The organism is Chryseobacterium soli, assembly GCF_000737705.1.
In the GTDB taxonomy this organism is placed as follows: domain Bacteria; phylum Bacteroidota; class Bacteroidia; order Flavobacteriales; family Weeksellaceae; genus Chryseobacterium; species Chryseobacterium soli.
This window is the reverse complement of record NZ_JPRH01000006.1, coordinates 123,643-142,530: the sequence shown is the minus strand read 5'-3', so window position 1 is coordinate 142,530 and position 18,888 is coordinate 123,643. Positions and strand designations below refer to the sequence as shown.

At 36.6% G+C, this 18,888-nt stretch carries 13 protein-coding genes; 11 read left to right on the top strand and 2 right to left on the bottom strand.

Annotated features, from left to right (window positions below; all coding sequences use genetic code 11):
* Positions 1–82: 82 nt before the first annotated feature.
* From IW15_RS14960 to metF, 3 genes are read left to right on the top strand one after another with little or no spacing between them, the layout of a single operon-like run.
* A complete protein-coding gene (locus tag IW15_RS14960) occupies positions 83–1,105 on the top strand; it encodes a homocysteine S-methyltransferase family protein (RefSeq protein ID WP_034712873.1) in 1,023 nt (340 codons plus the stop codon).
* Between the two features lie 53 nt (positions 1,106–1,158).
* The gene (gene metH, locus IW15_RS14955; RefSeq protein WP_051882066.1) at positions 1,159–3,819 is read left to right on the top strand and encodes a methionine synthase; all 2,661 of its coding nucleotides are present in this window, start codon (positions 1,159–1,161) and stop codon (positions 3,817–3,819) included.
* An 8-nt stretch (positions 3,820–3,827) separates the two neighbouring features.
* Positions 3,828–4,787, top strand: a complete 960-nt coding sequence (metF, locus tag IW15_RS14950; RefSeq protein ID WP_034712871.1) for a methylenetetrahydrofolate reductase [NAD(P)H] — start codon at positions 3,828–3,830, stop codon at positions 4,785–4,787.
* Positions 4,788–4,836: 49 nt separating this feature from the next.
* Here the strand turns inward: metF and IW15_RS14945 are convergent, their stop codons facing one another.
* A complete protein-coding gene (locus IW15_RS14945) occupies positions 4,837–5,991 on the bottom strand; it encodes a hypothetical protein (RefSeq protein WP_034712869.1) in 1,155 nt (384 codons plus the stop codon).
* A gap of 99 nt (positions 5,992–6,090) precedes the next feature.
* Between IW15_RS14945 and folE the strand changes: the two genes are divergently transcribed.
* The 8 genes from folE to IW15_RS14905 all read left to right on the top strand — a co-directional run bounded on the left by folE (position 6,091) and on the right by IW15_RS14905 (position 15,529).
* On the top strand, positions 6,091–6,756 hold the full coding sequence (gene folE, locus IW15_RS14940; RefSeq protein WP_034712867.1) for a GTP cyclohydrolase I FolE: 666 nt from the start codon (positions 6,091–6,093) through the stop codon (positions 6,754–6,756).
* A gap of 11 nt (positions 6,757–6,767) precedes the next feature.
* Positions 6,768–7,199, top strand: a complete 432-nt coding sequence (locus tag IW15_RS14935; protein WP_034712865.1) for a DinB family protein — start codon at positions 6,768–6,770, stop codon at positions 7,197–7,199.
* 124 nt (positions 7,200–7,323) lie between these two features.
* Positions 7,324–8,790: a cysteine--tRNA ligase gene (cysS, locus tag IW15_RS14930; RefSeq protein ID WP_034712863.1), complete on the top strand. Its 1,467-nt coding sequence runs from the start codon at positions 7,324–7,326 to the stop codon at positions 8,788–8,790.
* Positions 8,791–9,050: 260 nt separating this feature from the next.
* The gene (locus IW15_RS14925; protein ID WP_034712861.1) at positions 9,051–10,217 is read left to right on the top strand and encodes a T9SS type A sorting domain-containing protein; all 1,167 of its coding nucleotides are present in this window, start codon (positions 9,051–9,053) and stop codon (positions 10,215–10,217) included.
* Between the two features lie 124 nt (positions 10,218–10,341).
* On the top strand, positions 10,342–12,993 hold the full coding sequence (locus tag IW15_RS14920; RefSeq protein WP_034712859.1) for a 4-alpha-glucanotransferase: 2,652 nt from the start codon (positions 10,342–10,344) through the stop codon (positions 12,991–12,993).
* A gap of 139 nt (positions 12,994–13,132) precedes the next feature.
* Positions 13,133–14,266: a hypothetical protein gene (locus tag IW15_RS14915; RefSeq protein WP_034712838.1), complete on the top strand. Its 1,134-nt coding sequence runs from the start codon at positions 13,133–13,135 to the stop codon at positions 14,264–14,266.
* Between the two features lie 178 nt (positions 14,267–14,444).
* Entirely contained in the window at positions 14,445–14,894 is a 450-nt protein-coding gene (locus IW15_RS14910) for a hypothetical protein (RefSeq protein ID WP_034712836.1), read from the top strand.
* A 125-nt stretch (positions 14,895–15,019) separates the two neighbouring features.
* Positions 15,020–15,529 (top strand): ferritin, encoded by a 510-nt coding sequence (locus IW15_RS14905; RefSeq protein ID WP_034712833.1) that lies wholly within the window; start codon positions 15,020–15,022, stop codon positions 15,527–15,529.
* Positions 15,530–15,637: 108 nt separating this feature from the next.
* Here IW15_RS14905 and IW15_RS14900 read toward each other — a convergent pair whose 3' ends face one another.
* Complete coding sequence (locus IW15_RS14900; RefSeq protein WP_034712830.1) at positions 15,638–18,778, bottom strand: UvrD-helicase domain-containing protein; 3,141 nt, start codon at positions 18,776–18,778, stop codon at positions 15,638–15,640.
* Positions 18,779–18,888: the final 110 nt, after the last annotated feature.

The window sequence follows — 18,888 nt, the reverse complement described above, 5'->3', positions numbered from 1 at the left end:
TGAAATATATAAAAGCCTTAATGGATGATTTCGTTTGGATAAAATGAAAATCCTATTAAAGTCATTTCAATAAAAAAGTAAAATGAAAAATTCAGCACAATTATATAAAGCATTATCACAGAGAATCCTTGTTCTTGACGGAGCGATGGGAACCATGCTTCAGCGGTATAAATTTGAAGAAGAAGATTACCGGGGTGAGCGTTTCAAAGACTGGGAACATCCTGTAAAAGGAAATAATGACCTGCTTTCATTAACGCAGCCTCATGCCATTGAGGAAGTTCACAGGAAATATTTGGATGCAGGAGCAGATATTCTCGAAACCAATACCTTTTCCGGGACTACCATCGCCATGGCGGATTACCATATGGAGGAATTGGTGTATGAACTTAATTATGAATCTGCAAAGATTGCGAGAAAAGTTTGTGATGAATTCACTGCTAAAAATCCAGACAAACCCAGATTTGTAGCAGGATCTATCGGACCAACCAACAGAACGGCAAGCTTAAGCCCTGATGTGAATGATCCAGGATACCGTGCGATTACTTTTGATGAACTGAGAATTGCTTACAAACAGCAGTCAGAAGCTTTATTGGATGGAGGTTCGGATATTTTACTGGTAGAAACGATATTTGACACTCTGAATGCGAAGGCTGCTCTTTTCGCCATTGATGAAATTCAGGAGGAAAGAGGCATTGAAATTCCCATTATGGTTTCAGGAACGATTACCGATGCATCAGGAAGAACATTGAGTGGACAGACTGCAGAAGCATTTTTAATCTCAGTTTCTCATTTGAACCTATTGAGTGTAGGATTCAACTGTGCGCTGGGAGCTAACCAGCTGACGCCGTATTTAGAAACTTTAGCTCATAATTCAGATTTCTATGTTTCAGCCTATCCGAATGCCGGCTTGCCTAATGCTTTTGGGAAATATGATGAAACCCCTGAATTCATGGCAGAACAGATAAAAGAATATGCAGAAAAAGGATTAATCAATATCATTGGAGGCTGTTGTGGAACTACGCCTGAACATATAAAAGCTATTGCAGACTTGGTTGACAAATATGAGCCAAGGAAGATTAACAAATATAACAATGTATCAATTTAAAAATGTATCAATACTTAACCTGTTGCTAGATTTTTAAATTGGTAAATTAAATTATGAAGTATTTAAGACTATCGGGCCTTGAGCCTCTTATTATAACGCCGGAAAGTAATTTCATCAACGTTGGTGAAAGGACTAATGTTGCCGGTTCCAAAAAGTTTTTAAGATTAATTAAAGAAGAGAAATTTTCCGAAGCATTGGATATTGCCCGCCACCAAGTTGAGGGTGGTGCACAAATTCTTGATGTGAATTTTGATGACGGATTGATTGATGGAAAAGCTTCCATGATCAAGTTTTTGAATTTAATTGCTTCAGAGCCTGATATCTCGAGAATTCCGATTATGATTGATTCTTCCAAATGGGAGATTCTGGAAGCCGGGCTTCAGGTAGCACAGGGAAAATGTGTGGTCAATTCCATCAGCTTAAAAGGGGGCGAAGAAGAATTTATAAAGCAGGCAAAAGCTATTAAGAGATATGGTGCGGCAGTGATTGTAATGGCTTTTGATGAAGATGGGCAGGCGGATACTTTCGATCGTAGGGTAGAAATTACAAAACGTTCCTATGATATCCTGGTGAATCAGGTAAAATTTGCAGCAGAAGATATTATTTTCGACTTAAATATTTTCCCTGTTGCAACTGGAATGGATGAGCACAGGAGAAATGCAATCGACTTCATTGAGGCCACAAGATGGGTAAGACAAAATCTTCCGTATGCATCTGTGAGTGGAGGAGTGAGTAATGTTTCATTTTCTTTTCGCGGAAATGATACAGTAAGAGAAGCGATGCACTCGGTTTTTCTTTACCATGCCATCCAGGCGGGAATGAACATCGGGATCGTAAATCCAGCCATGCTGGAAGTATATGATGAAATTAATAAAGAGCTTCTTCAATTAGTTGAAGATGTAATTCTTGACAAAAGAGAAGATGCCACAGAAAGACTTTTAGAGTATTCTGAAAAAAATAAGTCTGTAAAAAAAGAAAAAGTAGAAGAGCTTGAATGGCGGACAAGACCTTTACAGGAGAGGATTACGCATTCTTTAGTGAAAGGGATTGACCGTTTTATTGAAGAAGACGTAGAAGAAGCAAGACTCCAGTCGGCAAAACCCTTACATGTTATTGAAGTTAATTTAATGACGGGAATGGGAGTAGTTGGAGATCTATTCGGAAGTGGGAAAATGTTTTTACCGCAGGTGGTAAAATCAGCACGGGTGATGAAAAAAGCCGTAGCCTATTTACAGCCTTTTATAGAAGCAGAAAAAGACGGGGCAAGACCTGCCAACGGGAAAATATTAATGGCAACTGTAAAAGGAGATGTTCACGATATCGGTAAAAATATTGTAAGTGTGGTGCTGGGCTGTAATAATTATGAAATTGTAGACCTTGGAGTAATGGTTCCGGCGGAAAAAATTATACAGGCTGCCATCGAACACAATGTTGATGTAATTGGCTTGAGTGGTTTGATCACGCCAAGTTTAGATGAAATGGTGTATATCGCTTCAGAATTGGAACGTCAAAATCTTAATTTTCCTTTATTGATCGGTGGAGCAACAACTTCCAAGGCTCATACTGCGGTGAAGATCGATTTAAAATATAAAAATGCTGTCGTACATGTAAATGATGCTTCAAGAGCTGTGAATGTTGTAAGTTCTCTACTGGGCGACCGTAATAAAGAATATGTTCATGACCTGAAAGATGAATATTCTGATTTCCGCGAAAAATTCCTGAACAGACAAGTGGATAAAGAATATGTTTCCATTGAAGAGGCAAGAAAAGACAAGTTTAAAATTGACTGGGAAAACGAAGAAATTTTTACTCCAAATAATATAGGCATACAGGTTTTCCATAATCAGGATCTGAATGAGCTTGTTCCTTTTATCGACTGGTCGCCTTTCTTCAGAAGCTGGGATCTGCACGGGAAATACCCGAATATCCTTGAAGATGAGGTAGTAGGCGCACAGGCTAAAGAACTGTTCAAAGATGCTCAGGTTATTTTAAAGAAAATTTTGGATGAAAAATTGTTAACAGCCAAAGCTATTTTTGGAATTTTCAAAGCCAAAGCTAATGAAACGGATGATATCCTGATCTTCGATGAAAATGATAAGGAGCAGGCAAAATTTATCACCTTAAGACAGCAGGTTCAGAAATCCAAAGGAAAAGAATATTTGGCATTAAGTGATTTCATTGCACCGCAGAGTTCGGGGAAAACCGATTATGTAGGCGCTTTCTGTGTAACGACAGGTTTTGGAACAGATGAGCTGTCAAAAGAATATGAAGAGGCTAATGATGATTATAATGCCATCATGGTAAAAGCGCTGGCAGACCGTTTTGCTGAAGCCTATGCTGAATTTTTACATAAAAAAGTAAGGACAGAATATTGGGGCTATTCCAATCAGGAAAATTTAAGTAATGAAGATCTTATTGCAGAAAAATATAAAGGAGTACGTCCTGCTCCGGGCTATCCTGCGTGTCCGGATCATTTAGAGAAACACACGATTTGGGATCTTTTAAAAGTAGAAGAAAATATCGGCGTTTTCCTTACCGAAAGCTTAGCCATGTTTCCTACTGCATCAGTTTCCGGATATTATTTCGGAAGCCCGCATGCCAAATATTTCGGACTTGGGAAAATCACAGAAGACCAATTGAAGGACTATTCCAAACGAAAAGGAATTTCCTTGCAAGAAGCAAGAAAATGGTTGTCACCTAATTTAGCAGATTAATACGAAACATGAAAATTACAGATCATATAAAAAACGCAAAAGGAAAAACATTATTCTCCCTGGAAGTTGTCCCGCCGCAAAAAGGAATTGGGATTGAAGATTTATATCGAAATATAGATCCGTTGATGGAATTTAAGCCACCTTTTATTGATGTAACGACCTCGAGAGAAGAATATATTTATATCGACAAAGGAAATGGATTGGTAGAACGTCGTATTACGAGAATGCGTCCCGGAACCCTTGGGATATGTTCGGCCATTCAGCATAAATATAATGTAGATACCGTTCCGCATCTTCTTTGCGGAGGTTTTACAAAAGAAGAAACGGAATATCTTCTGGTAGACTGTATGTATCTCGGAATTGAAAATGTAATGGCACTTCGTGGAGATGCCATGAAGGGACATCAATATTTTGAACCCACTTCCGGAGGCCATGCCAGTGCGATGGATCTTGTACATCAGATCAATAACCTGGGTAGAGGAAAATACCTGCATGACGAAGATCAGGTATGTGACGAACACAATAAATTCTGCATTGGAGTTGCTGGATATCCCGAAAAGCATATCGAAGCTCCCTCCATGAACTACGACCTGAAATGGCTGAAACAGAAAGTAGATGCCGGAGCAGATTATATTGTTACCCAAATGTTTTTTGATAATAAAAGATACATTGAATTCGTAACCAAGGCGCGGGAAATGGGAATTACCATACCGATAATCCCAGGCATTAAGCCAATTGCAACCAAGAAACATCTTAAATTATTGCCTCAGGTCTTTAAAATAGATCTTCCGGAAGAATTAATTAATGCAGTGGAAAATGCTAAAAATAATGAAGCCGTCAGAGAAATCGGAATAGAATGGGCCATCAGCCAATGCAAAGAATTGCTTGATTTTGGAGTACCTGTTTTGCATTTTTATTCGATGGGCAAAAGTGATAATATTAAAAAAGTAGCCGGAGAGCTATTCTAATAGAAGTATCATGAAAGGAGCCCTGCTGATGAACAGCAGGGTTTTTATATTAAAGATCAGGATGTCTTTCAAAAATCTTATTTCGATCAAATAAATAACGGTAGGTGGCAAGCTTTCTTGTTAAATCAGTATCAAGGTTTTCTGCAATTTTGATCATTTTAGGATTAAAATCTCCAATCCACTGAAGTTCAGTGACGGTAAAATCAGTGTGCTTTCTTATATGCTGAGTGCCTTCCCAGATCATGTAGCCATCAATCCCTTTCTTCTGCCATTCAGGAACAACTCCGAAAACAAGACCTACCATTTTTTCATTTTTCCTGAATTTTTTGAGAAAAAAGAATTTAATTTTCTCAAAAATCCCAAACTTTCCATTCAGATATTTAAACCATTGGTTGAGGTCCGGAATATTGATCCACATAGCAACAGGATTCCCGTTTTCATAAACAAACCAAGAAATATGCTCATTGATAATAGGTTTCATCGTCTTGAACATCTTTACCACCTTAGCCTTTTCCAATTGTTTGCCTTCTCCGTGTGATGCCCAGGCTCTGTTATAAATTTCCGTAAAATCTGCAGCAAATTTTTCCAGGTTATTCTTTTTCATGGGCTTTGCTGTAATAGCAGGATTTCTTCTGTGCTTTTCATGCATCACTGTGAAGACTCTTGAGACGTCTGCAAAAATAGATCTTGAAAAACAAAGCTGTTCAAAATAAACCGAAAATCCATAATTTTCAAAAAGCTCCTTATAATAGGAAAAATTATAGTTCATGCCGTATAAAGGCTCTATAAACTGATCAATAAGCAGTCCCCAGAATTTATCCCTTTCCCCAAAGTTGATGGGCCCATCCATGGCTTCCATTCCTCTTGCCTGCAGCCATTTTTTGCAATAGTCAAAAATGAAATTTGCGGTTTCCTGATCATTAATGCAGTCAAAGAAACCAATTCCTCCTGTTGGCTGATTCTGGAGGTAAAGTTGGTTGACAAAAACAGCTATTTTTCCAACAGTAATGTTGTCTTTATCTTTAAATAAAAACCTACGGCATTCTCCGTTTTTGAAAAACTTATTTTTTTGAGGGTCAAAAATGTTTTCGATATCCTTATCTAAAGGTCTGATATAATTTTTATCATGCTGATAAAGGCGGGCCGGGAATTCTAAAAATTCTTTTTTCTGGTCTTCATCCTGTACTTCTTCGACAATAATCATAATTTTTTTCTCCGAATGAATAATAAGGTAATGTTTTTAAGCTCAATTGAAATATAACAAACAGATATAATCCGTATTTTTGCTGCAAATTAAATAAAAATGGTTGATTTTACTGATAACGACGATGATATTTTCACTGGAAAAGAACATACGCCTATACGGGAAGATGCTTTTGATAAATCGCCACAGGAAAAAATAGAAAAGATTACAGCGCTTTTTGGCGAGATTATGGAGACATTAGGTCTCGATATGACAGACGATTCTTTAAAAGATTCTCCGAAACGTGTTGCGAAAATGTATGTGAATGAAATTTTTGGAGGACTCCTTCCGGAAAATAAACCCGGAATTTCTACTTTTTCTAATAAATACAAATACAGCCAGATGCTGGTGGAAAAGGATATCACCGTATATTCTTTTTGTGAACATCACTTTTTGCCGATTATTGGAAGAGCACATGTAGCCTATATTTCAAATGGGGAAGTCATTGGACTTTCAAAAATAAACAGGATTGTAGATTATTACGCCAAAAGACCGCAGGTTCAGGAAAGACTGACAATGCAGATCGTAAATGCTTTAAAAGAAGCACTCGGAACCAAAAATGTTGCCTGTATCATCGATGCAAAGCATCTTTGCGTCAATTGCAGAGGAATAAAAGATACAGCGAGTTCAACCATTACCGCTGAATTAAGCGGTATTTTCAAAACAAATCCGATTACCCGACAAGAATTCTTACACTATGTAGGAAGTCATGCAAAATTGGATTAAATTTGTTTCAAATGGATTATCAGATTCTTAACCATATTGTCACAGCAGAGCTTAAGAGGTTTGAAATGATTTCTGAAGAAGAATGGTCACATAAAATCTCCCCTGAAAAATGGTCTAAAAAAGAAATTTTAGGACATCTTTGCGACAGTGCTTTTACCAATATAAGAAGATTTGTAATCACCCAATATAAAGAAAACGAGAATATTGTATACGATCAGGATCTTTGGGTAAAAGCCCAGAATTATCAGAATATTTCAGCTTCCGAGATCATCAGTCTCTGGAAGGTTTTAAATATTCAGATCGTACATATTGTGGAAAATATTCCGGATGAAGCATTGCAGAGAACCTGTGACACCACGAAAACGGAACTCAGGATTTTTACGCTGGCTTATCTTATTCAGGATTATATAGACCATTTGCAATATCACTTAAAAGCAATTTAATAATGATACAATTTAAAAAAGTTTCCAATAAAATTTTTGTAGCAGTAATTATTTGTTGCGAAAGCCTATTTTTATCTTAATTTTAAATTTATTATTCATTAAAAAATCATTCAATTTTGTAATCATGCAATTAAAAATATATAACTCGCTTACTGCAGAAAAAGAAATATTCAAGCCTATTTTAGAAGGAAATGTCGGAATGTATGTCTGCGGACCTACCGTGTACAGCAATGTTCATTTAGGGAATGTAAGAACGTTCCTCTCTTTCGATTTTATTTATCGCTCATTGATGCACTTAGGATACAAAGTGAGATATGTAAGGAACATTACCGATGCCGGACACCTTACCGATGACGGAAATGTAGAAAATGATCGCTTCGTAAAACAAACCCGTCTTGAAAAGCTTGAGCCGATGGAAATCGTGCAGAAATATACGGTGGATTTTCATAAAGTACTGGATATGTTCAACCTGCTGCCTCCGAACATTGAGCCTACAGCAACCGGACATATTGTAGAACAAATAGAATTGACTCAGAAGCTAATTGAAAAAGGATTTGCCTACGAGAGCAATGGTTCAGTTTATTTTGATGTTCTGGAATACAACAGAAGAGGATTAAATTACGGTGAACTTTCAAAACGTAATATAGAAGAACTTTTCGCCAATACCCGTGATTTGGATGGGCAGGGTGAGAAGAAGAATCCGCAGGATTTTGCTCTTTGGAAAAAAGCATCTCCCGCTCACATTATGAGATGGAATTCTCCTTGGGGGGAAGGTTTTCCGGGATGGCATCTTGAATGTACTGCAATGAGCACTAAATATTTAGGTGAAAAATTTGATATTCATGGCGGCGGAATGGATTTAAAATTCCCACATCACGAATGTGAAATTGCCCAGGGGAAAGCCTGCAATGATATCGCTCCTGTAAATTACTGGATGCATGCCAATATGCTGACCATGAACAGCCAGCGTATGAGTAAATCAACAGGAAATTATATCCTGCCGATGCAGCTGGTGACCGGAGAAAATGATTTCTTTGAAAAACCTTTCCATCCGACGATTGTAAGATTCTGCTTCCTGCAGGCTCATTACAGAAGTGTACTGGATATTTCCAATGATGCAATGATCGCGAGCGAAAAAGGATTCATCAGATTAATGGAAGCGGTTAAAGTATTGAATGCTGTCACGCCAAATGATGAAAAACAATCCGGTTTCAATTTTGAAGAATGGAAAACGAAATGTTATGATGCATTAACCGATGATTTCAATTCACCGATACTGATTGCCCATTTATTTGAAGCCGTGAAATTTATTTTCGCTTTAAATGATGATAAAGAAACGATTTCAGCCAAAGATCTTGAAGACTTAAAAACAACCTTACGGGCATTCATCTTTGATGTTCTGGGATTACAGGCTGTTGAAGAAAACAATAATGAAAAATTAGATCAGACGTTGCAGGTTTTAATTGAATTGAGAAATCAGGCCAGAAAGTCCAAAAATTTTGACCTTTCAGACCAGATCAGAGACAAGCTGCTTGCAGAAGGGATTGAGCTGAAAGATGGCAGAGACGGAACAAGCTATGTCTTAAATTAATTAAAGTTTTTAACACTTATATATACTCTCGCAGATTATGCGGATTGAGCAGATGAATATGTGATATAAATCTGCCTGATCTGCTTAATCTGCGGGATTTTTTTATTAAAATTGAAGGTGAATTTCTTATATTATTAAAAAATAATGTTCATTAATCATTATAAATAATATTCAATAGGAAGAGAGTTTTTTGTTATTTCATATTGGAAATTGTGTAACTTAGTAAGAATAAAACAATTACACATCTAAAATCTATTATTATGAAAAAACATTTATTCCCTTTATTTTTGCTGTTGTTAGGCATAGAAGCACAAGCACAGCAGGATTTTTTTGCCATTACCGGAAAAGATTCTCCAGCAATTATTTTCAATGATTTTCGTTCGATGGATGCAATAAACGGTATTTCCGGAGAACGTATTTTTACTGCTGATTCTTCAGCGAAAGTATTTTCACAGGCTAGAAGAGGTGTTGCTTCTGAGGACAAAAATTCATATCATAATGCTCAGGCTACCACGATGGCTGCGTTGGCGTATGACTCATCTAATAATAATCTGGTCTACATGCCGATGTTTTCTTCCAATATCTATGTATTGAATCCAAATACAAAAGAAATTACATTAGTGGAAAATACGGTGGCGAGAGTAACTTCCTGTGACATCAATTCTCACATTACGAGAATGACCGCAGGATATGATGGAAATATATATGCCATGAATAATTCCGGGACCCAGTTTTTGCAGATTGCTAAAAAGAACAGTCAGTATGCAGTAACAGATCTTGGAATCGTTAAAGATGATCCATCCAATGGGAAAAATTCATTTACGACCATGGAAACCGGTTTTGGCGGAGATATAATCGCAGATGCCGATAATAATTTCTATGTTTTTTCAGTGTCAGGGAATGTATTTAAAATCTCAACTAAAGAATTAAAGGCAACATTTGTCGGAAAAATCACAGGTATTCCGGAAAATTATTCTGTAAACGGAGCAGCGGTTAATTCCAAAGGAAAAGTGGTTATTGCAAGTGCAAAAGGAGCTCCGTTATTCGAAATGGATATAGAAACTTTACAGGCTAAACAGCTTCCCGGAGATCTTAATCTGCATATTTATGATTTAGCAAGCAAATATTTTGTCAACGACAAAGCGCTCTCCAATACTACCCTTGCCAATCTGGATATATACCCGACAAGAGTGGATGAACATTTCATTACGATACGAGGAAACGATAAAGCGATAAAAGGAAATATCAAACTTAGTGTTTTTGATTTATCCGGTAAAAATGTAATGCAGCAGCAATTATCTGCTAAAGAGGGCTCATTGAACCAGCAGGTATATTTGAAAAATCTTGTTAGTGGTGCCTATATTGTGAGTATTACAGATGAAGCCAACAAAATTCTTTTAAACAAGAAAATTTTGGTCACTGAATAATCTTTAACTTTCATAAAAATCAAGAGCCTTTTCAAATCGTTGAGAAGGCTTTTTTAATGAAGATTTGATATTCAATAAGTTTTGTTTTTCAAGATTATAATGTATTTTTATAAAAAAAATATAAATGAGGCTATACTTTATTATCGATTACAGAGCAAAAGCCGGAGAGTCTTTGGAGTTGGTTATCAATGAAGAAGGAGCCACAGCTCAGAGTCATACATTATTTTATGCAGAAAATGGAATATGGAAATGTGAGGTGGATTATTTTTCAAAATCAATTTCTTATCAATATAAGCTTAAGGATGAAAAAGGAGTTATCCTTCGTGAAGAATTTGTGATGCACAAACTTCATTTTCCTCATAACTACAAAGAATTTGTCATTTTTGATGAGTGGAATAACAAAAATTTCCCTGAAAACTACCTGAACAACAAAATTCTTTATAATAAACTTAACCATTTTGTTCCCGAGAAAATTACGGTGTTAAAAAAACACACCCATTTATTCCGCATTGAGGCACCTGTTTATAATCCCGACTGGAAGATTGTACTTTTTGGAAGCACAGCATCATTAGGCAATTGGAACTATGAAAAAGCGGTACATTTAGTTCAGACTGATTTCGGAATTTGGGAAGTATCTGTTGAAATTCCTGAGAATGAACTTATTCAGTTCAAGTACTGCATTTACGATACAAAAGAAGGACGTGTAATTGATGTGGAGACGGGTGAAAACAGATATACGGCACCCAATCTGTCGAAAGATATATTGCATATTGTTTCCAATCACTATTTCAAATTCAAGCTGTATCAGATGTACCACGATGCAGGAGTTGCCATTCCCGTATTTTCACTGAGAAGTAAAGACGGTTTTGGAGTCGGAGAATTTTCCGATATGAAAAAATTGGCTGACTGGACAAAAGAAACGAATCTCGGAATCATCCAGATCCTTCCAATTAATGACACCACTGCGAATTATACATGGACAGACTCTTATCCGTATGCTGCAGTATCAGTATATGCATTACATCCACAATATATTTCATTAGAAAACTTAGATTTTCCTTTACCTGAGGATTTAGTTGAAGAATATCAATCCGAAAAACAAGCATTAAATCTCTTAGAATTAATAGATTATGAAAAAGTAATTTCCGGGAAATGGAAATATATAAAAGCTGTTTTCGGTGGGAATAAGGAAAGGATTTATAAAGACAGAAACTTTAAGAAGTTTATAAAAGATAACGAAAGCTGGTTGGTTGCCTATGCGGCGTTTTGTGTGTTAAGGGATAAATATAAAACGCCCAACTTTAATGAATGGAAAACGCATAAAAAATACATTGCCGGCAAAATTTCTCCATTCTTTTCTCCTAAAAATAAAGACTATGATGAATCAATGCTTCATGCGTGGGTACAGTATCAGCTCCATCTGCAGCTTAAAGATGCTGTAGATTATATGCATAGTCTGGGCATCTCTGTAAAAGGAGACCTCCCGATCGGTATTTACAGATACTCAGTAGAGGCATGGACAGAGCCGGAATTATTCGGAATGGATTTTCAGGCTGGGGCACCACCGGATCAGTTTACGGAACTTGGGCAGAACTGGGAATTTCCAACCTATAACTGGGAAGCCATGAAGGCTGATGATTACAGATGGTGGAAAAACAGATTCAAAGTGCTGGAACAGTATTTCGATGCTATGAGGATCGACCACATATTAGGATTCTTCAGGATCTGGAGAATGCCAATTTCTGCCACACAGGGGATTTTAGGGTATTTTTACCCTGCAGTGCCTATTGTTTTGGATGAATTCAACGCACGCAGCATTCCTTTCAGTTTTGACAGGTATTGCAAGCCTTTTATCAATGGGCAGATCCTTTGGGATTATTTCGGCGAGGACAGTGGTAAAACGCTAGAATTCATTAATAACAACCAGAACGGAACGTATTCATTTAAAGAAGAATTTGATACCCAGAGAAAGCTGTCGGATTTCTTTAAGAAAAATCCTCGTGGTCCCATCGAAGAGCAGCTGATTTCCTTGTGTGCAAATGTTTTATTTCTGCCTGAAGAAAGAAACGGACAAACGGTATATCACCCAAGATTCAATGTATACAATACAGAATCTTATAAATATCTTTCAGATTGGGAGAAGAAAGCTATCTATGAACTGTATCATGATTATTTCTTCAAAAGACAGGATCATCTTTGGTATGAAAAAGCGATGGAAAAACTTCCGGTCATTTTGAATGCAACTAAAATGCTTATCTGTGGAGAAGATTTGGGAATGGTTCCTGCAAGTGTACCGATTGTAATGGATGAATTGGCAATTATCGCGCTTAAAGTGCAAAGAATGCCATCTGAAAATATACCTTTCTACAATCCTAAAAATGCAGGTTACTTAAATGTAGTGACCGCTTCTTCACACGACAGTTCTACCTTAAGACAATGGTGGAAAGAAGACCCGGCATTAACGCAGAAATATTTCAACCAGCACCTGAATCAATATGGAAAAGCACCGGAAGAACTCACTGCTGATCTAGCTGAAATTATTATGAAACAGCATCTGTACAATGATGCCATGCTGGCGATATTCCCGATACAGGAATTTTTGGCTACAGATCCGGCATTGACCAATCAGAATATGGATCAGGAAAGAATCAATAATCCTGCAGTTTTTCCACATTACTGGCGGTATAGAATGCATTTGAATGTAGAAGATTTAAAAAACAATACTTCTTTCAACCAAAAAATTGCCGGTTGGATAAAAGATAGCGGAAGAGCGTAAATTTAATATTTGATTATCAATTAGTTAATGATATTTTAAAAGAAGTTAGGTCAAAAGATTTAACTTCTTTTTTTTATTTACATCAAAGAGATAGAATAGAGATATTCTACTATATACTAACCAATTAACGACTATAGAGATGAAAAAAATACTTTTGGGATTTGCATTGAGCCTGGCGACTCTGTCGTTCGCTCAGCAATACCCTAATAACCCTAATAACAACGGTTGGGGAGACAACGGAAATAATAATAACGGTTATAACGGAGACAACAGCGGATATAACGGAAATAATAACGGATATAACGGAAGTAACGACGGATATAATGGAAGTAACGATGGGTATTACAGCGATCAGGATGATCAAAATTATTTCCCTAATGATTACTACTACAATTATCCACAGGATTATTATCCGCAGGATTATTACCAAAGCTATTACAATGACTACCGAAACAGTATTCTCAATATCAACTGGAATGTCTTTTTTACCCAAAACAGACTGAACCGTTGGCAGATAGATCAGGTATTAAGACTTAACAATCTATATGTAAGCTTCTCAAACTGGAATAGCTTCTACCGATACAATCCGGACAGATGGTATTACGATAGATTTTATGCACTGCAAAGAATTTTGGGACCAAGAGTATTCGTTACTTTCCAAAATAACTATTATCATGGATACAGCCCTATTAGGTATTTCCAGAATTACAGAACAACCTATTACGCACCAAGATTCAGTGTAATGCCACGGTACAGAAATGTAAATATCAATGTTTACAGAGTGGACAGAGCAAAATTCAGAGGGATGAATAATCCTACTTTGAATATCGTGAGAAGAAGCAGCAGAGAAGACAATGGATTCAGAGGTTCTGTAAGAGATAATAATGGCGGAGGTTTCCGGGGAAATAACAACAATAATAATTCCGGAATCCGTACCCAGGGAAATAATGGAGTAAGAAATAATGGAAACAACGGAAATAATGGAAATTCAGGAGGGTTCAGAGGTAATAATAATATGAACAGTGGAACCCGAACTGAGAATAACGGAGGTTTCAGAAGCGGAAACTCCAGTGATGGAACCAGAGTAGGGGTAAGAACCGGTGGTGGATTCAGAAGCCAGGAAACAAGAAGAGAAAGCATTCCCGTAAGACAGGAAAATAATGGCGGAGGTTTCAGACAACAGCGTTCTGAACATTCAGCTCCAAGACAGCAGCATAACAACAGCGGCGAAAATAGAGGCGGAGGTTTCAGACAACGTTTAGCACGTAATTAATTTTCATATATTATATTTAAGTGGTGTGAAGGACAGATTTTTTTTAGAATCTGTCCTTTTTTATTGCGATATATTTTCGATAATTAAAATTAACATTTTTTATGAATTATTTGATTTAACTTCTGTTTCTATCGATAATCAAATAGATGTATAACAATTAATTAAAAATTTAAGAAAGATGAAAAAGTTAATTTTAGCAATAGCAATGATCGGAATGGGAAGTTTTGCCATGGCGCAACAAACAACTACTCCGCAGGATAAACAAGCAAGAAGAGCAGAAATGCAGCAAAAAATGCAGGAAAGAGAGCAGGAGCATATGGCACAGATGCAGAAAGATCTTAACCTGAATCAAACTCAGGTTACCCAGATAAAAGCGCTTAATGAAAAAAGAAAGGCTGAAATGAAGGCTACCTTTGATCAGAACAAAGAGAACAGAGAAGCCCAAATGGATCAGATGAAAGCGAAAAGAGCCCAAATGGATGCTGAAATGAAAAATATTTTAACTCCACAGCAGTATGATAAATGGCAGGCAGACAGAAAAGCTAAAATGGAGCAGAGAAAGCAGGGAATGAAGGAAGGAAAAATGATGAGGAAACCAATGAATACAGGAGCTGCTGAGGTAAAATAACAGCTTATAATGTTAGTTTTTTAATGCAAAAAGGATGGAAGTAATTCCATCCTTTTTGCATTAATTTTCATTAAAACTTTTGATTTCGGGGTTTTATTCCATAATTTTGAATATAAATTTTTATTATGGTAAGCGAAAAAATTGCAAAATTAATTAACGAACAAATAGCACACGAACAATACGCCGCACAATATTATCTTTCAATGTCTGCATGGTTTTCAGGAATTGACCTGGACGGAATTGCCAACTATTTCAGAGTTCAGAGTAAAGAAGAACTGATGCACGCAGATAAAATGTTCGACTATTTAAATGATGTAGGAGGCCAAATCATTATCGGAGAAATCGCAAAACCTCCGCATGAGTTTGAAAATGCAATTGATATTTTCGAAAAAGCATTACAGCACGAAAAAACGGTAACGAAAAGTATCTTTAATATTGTTAAAAATGCCAATGACGAAGGTGATTTTGCAACGACTTCTTTTCTTCAGTGGTTCATCAATGAGCAGGTAGAAGAAGAGGCGAGTGCTTCACAGTATGTTACCAAAATCAAAATGGTTTCAGATAACCCATCTGCATTATACCTTTTTGACCAGGAATTGTCCCAGAGAGTTTTCACTCCGGATCCAAAGGCATAATACCAGGATTCGTTTACATACAAAACCCACCATTCTTAGGAATAGCGGGTTTTTATTTTTTTAATGAATTGGTAAAAATATTTCTGGTTTTCAATCAAGGAAGTTTTTTTATAAATAAATAAGCTGGGTCTTCGAAACCTTTCTCCCAAGGCTTTCCAGAATATTTTTATATCCTTCGATCTGCATGACGTCATCTTCTTTCGGTTCTCCGGTTTTAAAATCTACAATCACATGATCTTCCCCATTTTTCAGAATACGGTCGGGTCTGAAGATTCTGCTTTTCCCGCGTACGGTGATCATGATGTCCTTTTCATTGATAACATTCCACTTTTCGTCAAAAAATTCAGCATAGGTGGTGACGATATGTTCTAAGGTCTGCTGAATTTCATTTCTCTCATCCAGAGTGATCAAACCTTCCAGAACATAACTGTCCAGGACCTTAACAATATCTTTTCGAGTGTTTATTTTTGATAATAATTCGTGGACGAAGAGACCTATTCTTACCTTTTCAACCCGTACCTGATAGTTTTTCGATGGCGTTGCAATCTTTATCGAGGTACTTTTTTCATTGATATTTTTTAAATTCCGGATGTTTTGTGTTTTGAATGATGAACTCTTATGTTTCGACTGTTTTTTTAACAGCTCAGGATCCACAGGATACAGGTCAAATTCATCTGCTTCGCTTGTGTTTTTTTCCTGAAGGAATGCTAACAGTTCAAGATTGTTTGAAGTTTTATTTTGTTTTTGAAGGTAAAAGAAAAGCTGTTCCACAGGTCTTGTGGTCGCCACATATTGTAAACATAATCTGTCGATGAGGTTTTTATATGAATTCTGCTTGTTGAATTTTTCAATAGATTCGTCATACACCTCAAGGTTTTTACTGAACTGATTGATATTAACTGATTTCAGGGCATCATTGTTGTCGGTCTCAAACCAGTTAGTAAACTCGCTATCTCTGTTTTTATTCATCATTGGAATAAAGACAATAGGGAACTCCAAACCTTTCGATTTATGAATCGTCATAATCTGAATGGCGTCGATGTTTTCTGAAGCCTGAATAGTGAAGGCTGAGGCTTCTTCATCCCAGTATTTTAAAAATTCTTTTGTACTTGCACCTGCATTTTGGGTAAAATTAAAAAGCATTTCCAGGAAGTTCAGAAGAAAATCAGTTTCCTTGTTCTCAATAGAAAATTCGTTGATGTAATATTCAACAAAATTATACAGGTTAAACTTCGGGAAGTTGTCCTGTTTCAGATGTAAAGAATACGTTTCATGAAGAAACTGAAGAATCTCTTCATGCGTTTCAATTTCCAGGATTTTTTTCATTTCCAGCGTGAAATCTGCCATCTGAACCCTTCCCAACGTATTAAGATGATACATCATCATAATCAGATTGGGTTTGCTTTTAGGATTCATTTCCCATTTCAGAAATTCGATGGCCGCCTTTAACGTATTCGATAGTTCAAGCGTCAGTCCTTTATCGGAAATTGTCTTAATATTGGTCTCTCCACCCTGGTACTGTACTTTCAGATTTCCCAATTTCTGTGAATAGCTGAAAATATCGAAGTTTCCACGGCATAAAATTGTAATATCCGAAAACTTAAAACCGTTGTCAAGACTTTCCTGGATATCTTTACGCATCCGTTCGGAAGTATCGTTGTAGAAATCTTCATTGGTAAGATTTTCAATTAGGTTTACTTTTACCCTTCCTGCAATTTTTGACTTTGAATTTTGTTCAGCATCCGTCCCGAAAATATTTTTATGTTCCTCCTCCAGATCCCGGGAATGGTATTGGTATAATTCATTATTAAACTGAACAATATTGGTGGCACTGCGCCAGTTGTCTTTCAGAACCAGAAGATCAGCTTGTTTAGGGGCAAATTCCTTTTTATTGATAATATCCAGCATGAGTTTGCTTTCTCCGCCACGGAACCTGTAGATGCTCTGTTTTGGATCTCCAACTAATGTGAAAGAGGTGTTCTTAGAGGATACACTATGATCCCTCAACGGAACAAAATTCTGCCACTGAAGTTCTGAAGTATCCTGAAATTCATCAAAAAAGTAATGCTGAAACTGTGAACCTACTTTTTCATAAATAAAAGCCGAAGGCTCATTTCTCAGGTTTTCATTGATCAGGATATTAAATTTTGAAAGTAAAACCAGATCATTTTCCTCTTCAATTTTTTTTAATTCATCCTGAATATCCTTGTTGACCTTTAAAGGAAGAAGAGCAAACAAAATTTTCTCTTTCTTTTGCGTTTCGATATATAAAATAATAAGCTTCATCCTGCTTTCAAGGAGCTGCTCTAGAATTTCTAAGATGTCCGGCTCTTTACTTTTTGATTTTGAAGAAGCTCCCTTTCTGTAATTATTGACCACAGATTCTTCCTGCGTCGTTGGAAAAGGAAATCCCGGTCTTTTCTGCTGATAAAAATCCAAAACCTTGGTAAAGAATCCTCCAAGTCCATTTTTACCCTGGGCGAAATCTTCAATCTCTATATTTCTGGACTTGAATAAATCTACAGACTGTAAAGCAAGTTCTGTTGATTGTTTTTTATTGGCTACAATTTCTTTCCGAAGCGTATTTTTGATGTCTTCATACGTCGTATCATCAAAACTTTTATTGCTTTTAAGATGTTCATAATGAATATCTTTTACAAACTCTTTTGCTGATCCGTAAAGACTTTTGTTGAGGTTGATCCTTTCATTGTTTTCGAGGCTGTAATCCACATAATCCATGAAAGAATTGGAGATCGACTCATTTTCACCAATCTGATCAAGCATTTTATCAACCGCTTCGATCAGAAAAGGTTCTGCATCAATTTCAAGGTTAAAGTTTTTAGCCAGTCCCAGCTCATAAGAAAAACTACGTACCAGCCTTGAATTAAACTTGTCAATCGTTCCGATATTTAACGTGGAATAATTGTGAAGAACATAATCCAGCAGTTTTTTAGAGCGAAGGTGAAGTTCATCGATGGTAATCCTTAAGCCCTGTTCTTCAAAAGCTTTCTGTATATTTTTCAGATCTGCATTCTCTGCAAACTGATCAGAAGCAAAATTTCCCAGCCATGATAAAATTCGTTCCTTCATTTCATTGGCTGCCTTATTGGTGAAGGTAAGTGCTAAAATGTTCCGGATTGAATGCGGCTGATTCGGATAACGAAGACAGATCATCAAAAGCCGCTGTACAAGGGCATAGGTTTTCCCTGAACCCGCAGAAGCATTGATCACTGTATAAGAATTTTGCATTGTTTTAATAGAATTGAGACTGCAATTTAGCTAAAATTTAAGTGGGATTTTAACAATTTGGGCCGGCTCTTTAACAGTTTTAGAATTAAAAATCAAAAATAAATCCTAAA

Excerpts from the sequence above, each read along its gene's own strand:
- IW15_RS14960 (WP_034712873.1), top strand. The coding sequence starts at position 83 with ATGAAAAATTCAGCACAATTATATAAAGCATTATCACAGAGAATCCTT.
- metH (WP_051882066.1), top strand. The coding sequence starts at position 1,159 with ATGAAGTATTTAAGACTATCGGGCCTTGAGCCTCTTATTATAACGCCG.
- metF (WP_034712871.1), top strand. The coding sequence starts at position 3,828 with ATGAAAATTACAGATCATATAAAAAACGCAAAAGGAAAAACATTATTC.
- IW15_RS14945 (WP_034712869.1), bottom strand. The coding sequence starts at position 5,991 with ATGATTATTGTCGAAGAAGTACAGGATGAAGACCAGAAAAAAGAATTT.
- folE (WP_034712867.1), top strand. The coding sequence starts at position 6,091 with ATGGTTGATTTTACTGATAACGACGATGATATTTTCACTGGAAAAGAA.
- IW15_RS14935 (WP_034712865.1), top strand. The coding sequence starts at position 6,768 with ATGGATTATCAGATTCTTAACCATATTGTCACAGCAGAGCTTAAGAGG.
- cysS (WP_034712863.1), top strand. The coding sequence starts at position 7,324 with ATGCAATTAAAAATATATAACTCGCTTACTGCAGAAAAAGAAATATTC.
- IW15_RS14925 (WP_034712861.1), top strand. The coding sequence starts at position 9,051 with ATGAAAAAACATTTATTCCCTTTATTTTTGCTGTTGTTAGGCATAGAA.
- IW15_RS14920 (WP_034712859.1), top strand. The coding sequence starts at position 10,342 with ATGAGGCTATACTTTATTATCGATTACAGAGCAAAAGCCGGAGAGTCT.
- IW15_RS14915 (WP_034712838.1), top strand. The coding sequence starts at position 13,133 with ATGAAAAAAATACTTTTGGGATTTGCATTGAGCCTGGCGACTCTGTCG.
- IW15_RS14910 (WP_034712836.1), top strand. The coding sequence starts at position 14,445 with ATGAAAAAGTTAATTTTAGCAATAGCAATGATCGGAATGGGAAGTTTT.
- IW15_RS14905 (WP_034712833.1), top strand. The coding sequence starts at position 15,020 with ATGGTAAGCGAAAAAATTGCAAAATTAATTAACGAACAAATAGCACAC.
- IW15_RS14900 (WP_034712830.1), bottom strand. The coding sequence starts at position 18,778 with ATGCAAAATTCTTATACAGTGATCAATGCTTCTGCGGGTTCAGGGAAA.